Annotated in this window: 8 protein-coding genes and 1 pseudogene; 7 read left to right on the top strand and 2 right to left on the bottom strand. The window is 47.3% G+C overall.

Annotated features, from left to right (window positions below; all coding sequences use genetic code 11):
* The 4 genes from CAG64_RS03980 to CAG64_RS03965 form a co-directional block, all read left to right on the top strand.
* Positions 1-2,204, top strand: a 2,204-nt coding sequence (locus CAG64_RS03980) for a phospholipase effector Tle1 domain-containing protein (RefSeq protein ID WP_161489276.1), incomplete at its 5' end; no start/stop codon positions are given.
* Positions 2,205-2,206: 2 nt separating this feature from the next.
* Entirely contained in the window at positions 2,207-2,932 is a 726-nt protein-coding gene (locus CAG64_RS03975; protein WP_161447720.1) for a DUF2931 family protein, read from the top strand.
* Between the two features lie 38 nt (positions 2,933-2,970).
* Positions 2,971-3,714: a DUF2931 family protein gene (locus CAG64_RS03970; RefSeq protein WP_161447722.1), complete on the top strand. Its 744-nt coding sequence runs from the start codon at positions 2,971-2,973 to the stop codon at positions 3,712-3,714.
* A gap of 45 nt (positions 3,715-3,759) precedes the next feature.
* Positions 3,760-4,494, top strand: coding sequence for a DUF2931 family protein (locus tag CAG64_RS03965; RefSeq protein WP_021705804.1), 735 nt, complete (start codon positions 3,760-3,762; stop codon positions 4,492-4,494).
* 26 nt (positions 4,495-4,520) lie between these two features.
* On the opposite strand, the gene CAG64_RS03960 is transcribed toward CAG64_RS03965, so the two are convergent.
* On the bottom strand, positions 4,521-4,958 hold the full coding sequence (locus CAG64_RS03960) for a DUF411 domain-containing protein (RefSeq protein WP_161447724.1): 438 nt from the start codon (positions 4,956-4,958) through the stop codon (positions 4,521-4,523).
* A gap of 9 nt (positions 4,959-4,967) precedes the next feature.
* Complete coding sequence (locus CAG64_RS03955; RefSeq protein ID WP_161447726.1) at positions 4,968-7,676, bottom strand: heavy metal translocating P-type ATPase; 2,709 nt, start codon at positions 7,674-7,676, stop codon at positions 4,968-4,970.
* Between the two features lie 323 nt (positions 7,677-7,999).
* On the opposite strand from CAG64_RS03955, the gene gltX reads away from it, so the two are divergent.
* From gltX to CAG64_RS03940, 3 genes and pseudogenes are all read left to right on the top strand, one after another.
* Entirely contained in the window at positions 8,000-9,424 is a 1,425-nt protein-coding gene (gene gltX / locus CAG64_RS03950; RefSeq protein ID WP_161447728.1) for a glutamate--tRNA ligase, read from the top strand.
* A 467-nt stretch (positions 9,425-9,891) separates the two neighbouring features.
* Complete coding sequence (locus CAG64_RS03945) at positions 9,892-10,854, top strand: OmpA family protein (protein WP_161458003.1); 963 nt, start codon at positions 9,892-9,894, stop codon at positions 10,852-10,854.
* A gap of 121 nt (positions 10,855-10,975) precedes the next feature.
* A pseudogene (locus CAG64_RS03940) lies at positions 10,976-11,158 on the top strand (IS3 family transposase); the annotation flags it as partial.

Here is an 11,158-nt window from a genome sequence, read left to right as displayed (position 1 = left end):
ACAATGCCTACGATTACGATGCGGCCGCAGAGGCGTACAGCAATGCAGGTACGCTTTCGGCGGTGAACCAAAAGCCGACGAAGGCGTCCGATGACCAGGGAGGTTATCCACCAGAGCACAGTGTTTTCTGGCAAGGCGGGACCGATAAAGCGGAACAACAGCAGTCGGTGAGTAGCAGTGCCAGTGAACTCAACTGGATTGAAATTCGCTTGGTGGATGAGCACAACCAGCCGTTTAACAGCGTGCCTGGAGTACTCAAAGATAGTGCGGGCAAGTGTTTTCCTGTCAAGGCCAGCCAAGGCAACATTCTATTATGTAATATTGCTCAAGGAGCCGTCGAGCTACAATTTGACAACCCTGCGTGGTTACAGGACTCGGAAGCGCGCAAACCATATCAAGGTGAGCAAGATCCTGTCTGTGTCTGGATTGAAGAAAACGTAGTGGGATATAAAGCCACCCCCAGACAACTTCTGAATGCCACGGCGGGGGATTTTGTCGTACTGCAACCCGAGCAAGTGTTGCCAGAGCGGCATCAAGCGGGCAAAGCCGATATGATAAATCTGGAGTCGGGGAACAGCTACCTGATCAAAGTGCGAGGGTTTAATTACATCACGCTTCGCGTCGGGATGTTCTTCGATGGCACAGGAAACAACACATTCAGTGCCCAATGGGGCAAGCAACAGTTTGAGCGGTATATTGGTGAATGGAAACAACGTTTTGAGCAAGGTAAAAATGAAATTGCAAAAAAAGCAGGGATTTCTCCTTCTGAGGTGAAAATTAAAGATTTACCCGGCAACTGTTTTAGTTATCCAAACGATCGTTTTTATTGGTTCTGGCAAGATGATGAGAGCGTTGATGGTAGTGCAACAAATGAACTGACCAACATACAAAAACTGTATGACCTTTATTCGAGTTTTTTCCGGGAGAAAACATTATTACAAGATCAGAATCTGTATGTTCATCGGGAATATGTCACAGGTATTGGAACTGGGAATGAAACTAATCTAGCACCTGCAGATGAATCTATTTTTCCAGGGCAGGCGCTAGGGACCGGTGACTATGGTGTGGTTGCCAAAGTATCGACAGGGATTGAACAGCTCTGTGACCACATATCTCAATTGTCTGTCGATATCGAACCTTATACGTTTGATGGAATAGGATGTATTGAGTTTGATGTTTTTGGCTTTAGTCGCGGGGCTGCTGCTGCACGTCATTTTGTTAACGTGATGGCCGAAGGAAGTCGTGGTGAATTGGCTCAAAACCTAGAAAAAGCGATGGTATCTCAGGGAATAGTTCTATCCTCCTCTTTCGCTTGGGATGAATCCCGAAATTGCTGCGCTAATTTTGTTGGGCTGTTTGATACTGTTGCGGCGATAGTGGATTTTGGACGGGCTGACTTCACTCCTCACAATAATGACAACGGCGATGTCCGGTTGTGGTTAGATCCTGCTAAAGTAAAGAGCGCAGTACATCTGACCGCGCACCCCACAACGGAATATCGTTACAACTTTTGTCTCAATAAGCTCAACCCTGCCGGGCATTTTTTAGAAGTCGTATTACCGGGAGCGCATTCCGATTTAGGTGGCGGATATCACGCTACGGGATATTATGACGATCCAGAGTATTTGCTCCCACGCTTAGAAAGCAAGTGCATTGCTAAAGTGCAGCGTCCTCACAACGATAATGTATATAGCTACGAAAGAACACGAGAGTATCTTAGTAAGCGACTAGATGTGGAATTGGCCAAGGAGGTCAGTTTAGGGTGGGAAGCCTCCAATTATACGAAAGAGTTTGTTTCCAGAGGTGCGGGCAACCGCCCGGTCTTGATCGGGAAACTATATAAAAAGAGGGTCGTGGAAGGTGAACTCTCGAGATTGTATCTGAGGCTGATGTTCGGGCTTGCTTTAAATAAAGGCGTGCTATTCCATAGCAATGCCATTCCTGATATTAACGATGTGAATAACAAAAACTTTAATGTGAGTGAAAAAATTGGTGATATTGAATTTAAAAAGAAAGCTGACTCCGTGTTGGAGCAAGCTCTACAAGGTTGCGTTGATCCTAGCTTAATGAACCAAGATATGCTGATAAAACTGCAAAAGTCTAATCTTATTCACCATTCTTCGGACAATGGAATTGCTAACAAGCCAAATGAGCACAAACAATCTGGGCGGTATGTTAGGCAGGTCTTCGAATGTAAGGAATGATAATGATACGTATTATAATATTAGTGTTTAATCTATGCCAATTCTCCCCAGCGTTTGCATTTGTTAGTGCCTCTACCCTCCCTGAGGATTTGCTTGCATGGCGTATTGGTATTGCATCCCCGTCTTTTTATCCGGCACATTTGACAAAAGGATATGGTGTTAACGAAAGTGAAAACTGGACATCTCTGCTTCATAATGAGACGCCAGGGGCAACATTGTCGGCAACCAGCTTGAAAGGTGTTAGAAGTTTAGACCCTGACTATAATGGATTTGGTTTGTATATTGGTACAGGTGTCAATTACATAAGACAGGTAGCGGAAACGAACCATTTACCAGACACCGTATATTTATATTGGGTATCACTGTTTAATCAGCGCTTTTTTGTTACCAAGTTCGAACTTACGGATGATATCAAGCAACGCATGATGGTACTGACCACGAGTCCATACAATGCCAAACGCACTTGTTACCAAAGTGATTTGATTTTCGGATTATTACCGAATGGTCATGCCAAAGTTTGGATCGCCGGTTGCAATCGTTTTTCCTACCTGACAGAACTCGAACCCGCAGCAGAAAACAGTGAAGATACCGATGGACGTAATGCAGAAAGCTATCGTAGCAGTTGGACCTTTGAGCGCATTCAAAAGCGTGCTGATGAAGAGAAGGTTAGCTTGACGCCAATACCTTGGGACAAGGTCAATAAGATATACACTTTCAAACCAAGATAACTTGGTTACCGCAACTTTCACCTCTGGTCGACGATTCCATGAAATTGATATTGGCGTTGTTCTTGCTCCTTTTTGTCAATCAGGCTCGTGCATTTACTCATCTGCCTGAGTTACCAGACGATCTTAAGGCGTGGAGGGTTGGCATCACAATGTCATCTTTTTATCCCGCTGTTGTTAATAGAGGCTTTGGAGTGAATGAAAACGAGGACTGGACTTCATTATTGCATAATCATATGTCGGGAATGTCTGCCAGCCGCCTCTCCAATGTCCGTGTAGACTTCCCCGAATACGATGGTTTTGAGCTGTATTTAGGGCCTCCTGTTTCGTACGTACGTCAAATAGCTGAAACGAACCATTTACCAGATACGGTGTATCTCTATTGGACATCATTATTTAATCAGCGCTTCTTTGTCACTCAGTTTCACCTTTCAGAACAATTGAAAGCCAAGATGTTGATCCAAAAGCAGTTTTTCTACGACAACCGAATGAACTGTTACGAAAATGATTTAGTCTTTGGCTTGCTCCCTAATGGTCAGGCTAAAGTTTGGCTGTCTGGGTGCGGCACTTACACCTTTATCGATGAGATCGCGCCAGTGAAAGAGAGTGATAAAAGCATTGATGGCAGGGATGCAGCAAGCTATCGACAAGGCTGGGAATACCAAGATATTCTTGAGCGCGCAAAATCAGAGAATGCGACGATTGATCCGATCCCATGGGAGCGTGTAAATCAGGTTGTGACTTATCTTCGTCCAGACTTTAGAACAAAGACTTTTAGCCATTAAGCGATGTTATTGTGGACATCTCCCTCACTGAGTTAGGAATATCAATTGATTCGTCATTTAATTGCAGTGTTCGTTTTTGTTCTGAGTTTTCCGGTGTTGGCATTCGTTCGCTCTCCTAGCTTGCCTGAGGATTTTCCCCCATGGCAGGTTAGGATTAGCACTCCTTCATTCTATCCTGTAAAAGTAGGTCGTTCGTATGGCATCAATGAGGCACAAGATTGGACCTCACTGATGCACAATGACACGAGCGCTGCGGCAATGGCGGCAAGTCGTTTATCTAATATTAGAGCGTTGCTGCCTGACTATGACGGATTTGCTCTTCCCCTTGGATCCGGCAATAGACGCTTGCCTCAGATTGCAGCGATGAGATATTTACCTGATAGTATTTACGTTTACTGGACCTCACTGTTTGATCAGCGCTTCTTTGTCACTCAACTCAAGTTATCGAAAGAGATCAAAACTAAAATGTTGGCGAGGCAACAGTTTCTTTATAATAAAAATGTGAGTTGCTTTGAGAATGAAGTAGTTTTTGGTTTGCTCCCTAATGGTCAGGCTAAAGTTTGGCTGTCTGGGTGCGGTACTTACACCTTTATCGATGAGATCGCGCCAGTGAAAGAGAGTGATAAAAGCATTGACGGCAGGGATGCAGCAAGCTATCGAAAAGGCTGGGAATACCAAGATATTCTTGAGCGCGCAAAATCAGAGAATGCGACGATTGATCCGATCCCATGGGATCGTGTAAATCAGGTTGTGACTTACATCCGTTCAGATTTTAGGTAAGAAAGCCCCGTCTTACGGGGCTTTCTTTATTGGTTATAGCTGCTGAAGGTGTAGACCTGGCCTTGCTCGTTAAACGCATAAACATGAAACGCGTCTTTTTGGTCTCCGTACTCCATACCAGGTGAGCCAACAGGCATTCCCGGTACAGCTAAACCTTTGGCATTGGCTGGTGGGTTATCGAGAAATGCCTTGATATCTTTGGCTGGCACGTGGCCTTCAAACACGTAACCATTGATTTCAGCAGTATGACAGGAAGCGAGTTCAGGCTTAACTCCGTACTGCTGCTTCACGCTGTTCATGTCTTTGTGCAGCTTTTCTGTGACAGTAAAGCCAGCGTCACGCATGTGTTTGGTCCATTCGCTGCAGCAACCACAGTAGGGTGATTTGTGGTTAATGATTTCGGCAGCCAGTGCTTGTGTCGATAACGCGCTCAGAACCAGCAGCGAGAGTGTTTTTAGTTTCATATTGACCTCTTAAGAATCAAAAGTGGACTTAAATAATCTTAGTCGATTTGCGTTGCTGACGACTGTGATTGACGACAAAGCCATCGCCGCACCAGCAACGACCGGGCTTAACAGGAAGCCAAAGGCCGGATACAGAACTCCAGCCGCAACCGGAATGCCTAAGGAGTTGTAAACAAAGGCTCCAAACAGGTTTTGTTTCATATTTCTGATGGTTGCCTTCGACAGTTCAATCGCTTTGAGTACAGCCATTGGTGAAGAATTCAGTAAAGTCATCTGAGCACTTTCAATCGCCACGTCACTGCCGCTGCCCATCGCGATACCAATATCTGCTAACGCCAGAGCCGGAGCATCATTGATGCCATCACCCACCATGGCGACTTTACGTCCTTGTTTTTTGAGCGCTTCAATATGGCCAGCTTTTTCATCCGGCAGAACCTGAGCGATCACCTGATCAACGCCGAGCTGTTGACCGATAGCATCCGCAACAGACTGGTGATCACCAGTCAGCATCACGGTATGGATTCCCAACTGTTTCAATGCTTGAATCGTGTCTTGAGATTCGGCTTTCAGCGGGTCTGCAATGGCGACTAAGCCGATAAGCTTTTGTTCCTCGGCAATGGCCACGGGGGTCCAAGCATTGCGCTCTAACGTGGCCTGTGCCTCTTTCGCGATGCTCATATCCACGCCAGAGGAAGCAAGGTATTGCAGAGAGCCCACCGAGATACGCCGGCCTGCGATGGTGGCTTTAATACCTCGGCCCTTCACGTTTTCAAATGTGTCTACTTCCAGAGTATTCGCCTGATGCTCTCGTGCATACTGGCAGATGGCTTTGGCAAGTGGATGCTCTGACTGACGTTCGGCGGTATAAAGCAGCTCAAGCAGTGCCGGTTCGTTGATACCAAACGTAAACACCTGCTGCACACCGGGTTTGCCCTGAGTCAGGGTGCCGGTTTTATCGAACACCACCGTGTCGATTTTGCTGGCGGATTGAAGCACATCGGCGTCTTTGATCAGAATCCCCATTTCGGCAGCTTTGCCAACGCCAACGGTGACCGAAAGTGGCGTAGCCAGCCCCAGCGCGCATGGACAGGCGATGATCAGTACGGTTGTCGCGATAACCAACATATAACTTGCTCTTGGATCCGGGCCAACGGCAAACCAGATCAGCGCTGCCACAATGGCAATCGCGACTACCACGGGAACAAAGACCGCTGAAATCTGGTCAGCCAATTTGGCAAGGGCAGGTTTGCTGCTTTGCGCTTCACGGACCAGACGTATGATGCGTGCCAACATGGTCTGAGCGCCGATACCTGTGGCTTCCATTACCAGTGAACCATCACTGTTCAGTGTTCCGGCTGAGAGAGGTTCGCCAGTGTGCTTGATGACCGGAAGAGGTTCGCCGGTCAGCATCGATTCATCCACATACGATTCACCACTCACTACTTTTCCGTCGACCGGAATTTTCTCGCCCGGCTTGATGCGCAGTTGCATGCCGAGATGAATTTGCTCAACCGCAATACTTTCGTCGCCTTGAGGGCCTATTAAAGTCGCGGTTTGAGGCTGCAGATTGATCAGAGCCTGCAGTGAACGGGTGGTTTTGGCTTTGGCCTTGGCTTCAATGTAATGACCGAGAGATATCAGGCCGACTATCATCGCACTGGCTTCAAAATAAACATGACGCGCGGCGGGGGGGAACCAATCAGAAAAAGCAATCACCAGCATCGAGTACAGCCAAGCCGACCCCGTGCCCAGAGCGACCAATGTATCCATGGTCGCTCGTTTGTGTTTCAGTGCCTGCCAGGCGTTGATAAAGAAGTCGCGTCCGGCCGTGGCCAGCAACCATAAGCAGAGCAACCCCACGATGCCCCAAGCGAACTGATCACTGGCATTGCGGATCATCATGTTGCCACCCAATACTCCCCATAACATAAGGGGGGCGCCGATGATTAAGCCTTTAATGGCGGCACTCAGGTGCCACTGTTGTTGCTGTTTCAACTGTTTGGCTTGCTCTTCCTGCTGCGTGGCAGGGTCGGCCACCAGTTTGGCTTTGTAACCTGCAGTGCGAACCGCATCGGTCAGGGATTGGGTCAACTGTGGCTGCGCCAGATTTGAAAAGACGATCGCACTCTGTTCAGCCAGGTTCACCTGCGCTTTGTCTACGCCCTCAACCGACAACAGGGCCCGTTCAACAGAGGAGACGCAGCTTGCGCAGGTCATGCCTTCAATCAACAGGTGAGTCGCAAGGCTATCCGGTGAGGCTTTTGTGTCAGGTGTATGTTGCGCCTGAGTTTGCGCGCTCACTAGTGCTTCATCTGCTTGTGGGGATACGGCTGAGTCAGCCGGAATTGCTTGGTATCCCAGTGACTCAACGATCGCGATAATGTCTTCCGGGGCTAGAGGGGTGTAAACACTCAGGTGTTGAGTGTCGATATTGATTTCACTGACCGATTCAGTTGCTTCCAGTGCAGTGCGGATTTTGTTGACACAGTGGTCACAACTCAGCCCTGACAGATTCAGCTCAACATTATTGCCAGCCTGATAACCGAGCGCAGTAATATGGCGCCGGATTTGCTCAAACGACTTGGAGGTATTGACCACAACCTGTGTCGGAGACAGCTCGATAATTTCGGCGTCGGTGTTCTCTTGCAGGCTGCGCTCGACTTTTCTCGCACAGCCCATACAGCTGAGCCCGGAAAGGGCAATAGAGAAATGGTTCATGTTGAAATCCTTGCTTTTTGTTTACTGTGAATGAGCATAAACCTTGCTGCAAGGGTAAGGTCAAGCAGGAAAAACAAACAAAAACGTTGATTCAATTCGTGAGTGAATCCTTTGGATGCTTTTTCTTTCAAGATAGTTTCTTGCCGAATCGCCAACGATGCTTAGAGAGGTTAGAAGAGGGGACGAGTACTTTATCCCCCCGGAGAACAAAAGTTTTCTTTAGGGCGAATTGTCGTGAATGTTTCTGGAGTGCTAGAATACCGCCCAACTATTGCTCGCGCTGATGATCTCAGCAGAAGTGTTCTCATAAAGGTAAATGACAAATGACGGTTAAAACTCGTTTTGCTCCTAGCCCGACTGGCTATCTTCACGTTGGTGGTGCACGTACTGCACTTTATTCCTGGTTATATGCAAAGAACCAGGGTGGTGAATTTGTTCTGCGTATCGAAGACACTGACCTGGAGCGTAACTCTCAGGAAGCCGTAGACGCGATTCTGGAGGGGATGAAGTGGATGGGGCTGGAGTGGGATGAAGGTCCTTATTTCCAATCTAAACGTTTTGATCGTTATGATGAAGTGATCGAAAAGCTGCTGGAGGAAGACAAAGCGTACAAGTGCTACGCGTCTAAAGAACTGCTCGAAGAGATCCGCGCAGAGCAGGAAGCGAATAAAGAGATGCCTCGTTACGACGCGAACCATCCGAAAGTAGTGGCGGCTAACGCGGCGGCAAAAGACGGTGACCCGTGTGTGGTACGTTTCCGCAATCCAAAAGAAGGCAGCGTGGTTTTCGATGATCAAATTCGTGGTCGTATCGAGATCAGTAACGCACAAATGGACGATCTGATCATCCGTCGTACGGATGGTGCACCAACTTACAACTTTGTTGTGGTGGTAGACGACTGGGACATGGGTATTACTCACGTTGTCCGCGGTGAAGACCACATCAACAACACGCCTCGTCAGATCAACATCTACGAGGCGCTGGGCGCACCCGTTCCGACCTTTGCTCATTGTGCGATGATTCTGGGCGATGACGGTGCGAAACTGTCTAAGCGTCATGGCGCGGTTTCTGTCATGCAATACCGTGATGAAGGCTACCTGCCGAATGCTCTGAACAACTATCTGGTTCGCTTAGGTTGGTCACATGGCGATCAGGAAATCTTCTCTCAAGAAGAAATGATCGAAATGTTTAGCCTGAACGCCATTTCTAAGTCTGCGTCGGCCTTTAACACCGAAAAGCTGTTGTGGTTGAACAACCATTATATTAAGACGTCTGATCCGCAGTACGTAGCTGAACATCTGCAATGGCACTTAGACAACCAAAAGCTGAACACAGACAATGGCCCGGTCATTACGGACGTGATTCAACTGGTCGGTGAACGTTGCCATACTTTGGTTGAGCTTGCGGAGCAAATTCGATACTTCTACGAAGATTTCTCTGAGTTTGAAGCGGGCGCGGCGAAGAAACACCTGCGTGGTGTGGCTAAAGCGCCATTAGAGTTGGCGTTGGCGAAAGTGGAAGCGCTGTCTGATTGGACTACCGAGAACCTGCATAACGTCATTAAAGAAGTGTGTGACGAACTGGAAATCGGTATGGGTAAGATCGGCATGCCGCTGCGCGTTGCAGTCACCGGTGGTGGTCAGTCTCCATCAGTGGATGCTGTTATGCAATTGATCGGTCGTGAGCGAGTGATTGCGCGTATTAAATTGGCGCTGGATTTTATCACTGAGCGAGAAGCTAACGCGTAAAAACATCAGCAATGTCAATGACAAGCCGTGGTTAATACTACGGCTTTTTTTATGTTTATTGAAAAAGTTCCCTCAACATCACAAATTATTTGTCTCAAAAATGAGAAAAAATGCTTAGTTATAAGGTTGTTATTATAGAGGGTTGTACTCACTAAAAATTCGTTGGAGCCAGATTTAATAAGGGCTGGCGGTGAATTGGTTAACTAAATACTCAGATTTCAGTGACAAGAAATTGACATTTTTCCTCTTTCATCTTGCTGCAAATTGATTATAGTTCGCTGCGTCAGTGAGTTGCGGACAAAAAATCGCAACCCGCTAGGTGGAATACGCAAACGGAATTGGAACTAAATCAGTCCGGTGCTAATCACCAAAGCGCTGTATGTAGAGACAACGTTTTGGGGTGAGCACTGAGGCGCATCATCCATTTCGAATAAGTCTGCCTCAAGCAGAAATTTAGAGGATTTATAATGAAAAAGTTAGCAGCGGTAATTTCAGCGTCACTTCTAATGGCATCTACTTCAGCAATGGCTCAAGTATACGTTGGTGCAAAAGTTGGTAAAACTTGGCTAGACGACGCGTGTATCTCAGGTCAACCATGTGATGACGAAGATTCAACTCTGGGTGCATTCGCAGGTTACGAGTGGAACAAATACTTCGCGCTTGAAGCTGGCTACGATTACCTGGGTGAATTCAACACTGGTACTGCTGGCCTTAACGGTAGCAATGACGATGTATCTGCCATCACTCTAGCTCCTAAACTGAGCCTGCCTCTGACTGATGATATCTCTCTGTACGGTAAATTCGGTGGTGCATACGTTGATTACGGTAGCAAAAACGACTGGTCTTACCTAGGCGCAGCTGGTCTGGAAATCAATTCTCACCAGAACGTGACTGTACGTCTTGAATACCAAACAATTACTGACATGAACAACGACCGTGTTCGCGCAGCAGGCAACTCTGCAACTCTGGGCGTTGTGTACAAATTCGGTGGCCAAGAAGCAGCTCCTGCACCAGTTGTCGTTGAAGAAGAGCCAGTGGTTGCAGAACCACAACCTGTAACTAAGACGTTCGAAACGAAAACACTTGGTACAGGTAACTTTGCTCTGAACAGCACTGAGCTGAAAGCAGAAAGCGCAGCACAGCTGGATGACCTGGTTGCATTCCTGAACCAGCACCCACAAGCTAACGTAGAAATCGTTGGTTACACAGATACTTCAGGTTCAGCAGCTTACAACCAGAAGATCTCTGAAAAACGTGCTCAATCAGTAGCGAAAGCTCTGAACGCAAAAGGCATCGATTCTTCTCGCATCGCGACTCGTGGCGAAGGTGAGAACAACCCAGTTGCAGACAACTCAACTCGCGAAGGTCGTGCGAAGAACCGTCGTGTAGAAATCGTTGTTCCTGCGTTCGAATACACAGTTCAGCAGTAATTCCTGAATTCTGTAGAAGATGAATAAAAAGCCCCGGAGCCTTGCTCCGGGGCTTTTTTGTAGCGCTCTGTAACGTCCTAAATAAGGTTGACACTTTCCAACCCCAAAATGGGAGAGTGTTATGAAATCAACCACTAAAAGAACTCAGCGCGATTACTCCCTCGCTTTTAAACTCACCGTAGTGGATGAGGTTGAAAAAGGCAGCCTCACTTACAAACAAGCTCAAGAGAAGTACGGCATCCAAGGTTGTTCTACCGTTTTAGTTTGGCTTCGTAAACATGGTCGACTAGATTGGTCTGAAGGG

The organism is Vibrio sp. V38_P2S17PM301 (genome assembly GCF_009904845.1).
In the GTDB taxonomy this organism is placed as follows: domain Bacteria; phylum Pseudomonadota; class Gammaproteobacteria; order Enterobacterales; family Vibrionaceae; genus Vibrio; species Vibrio proteolyticus.
Note: the sequence above shows the minus strand (reverse complement) of the source record. Positions and strands in the feature narration are given on the sequence as shown.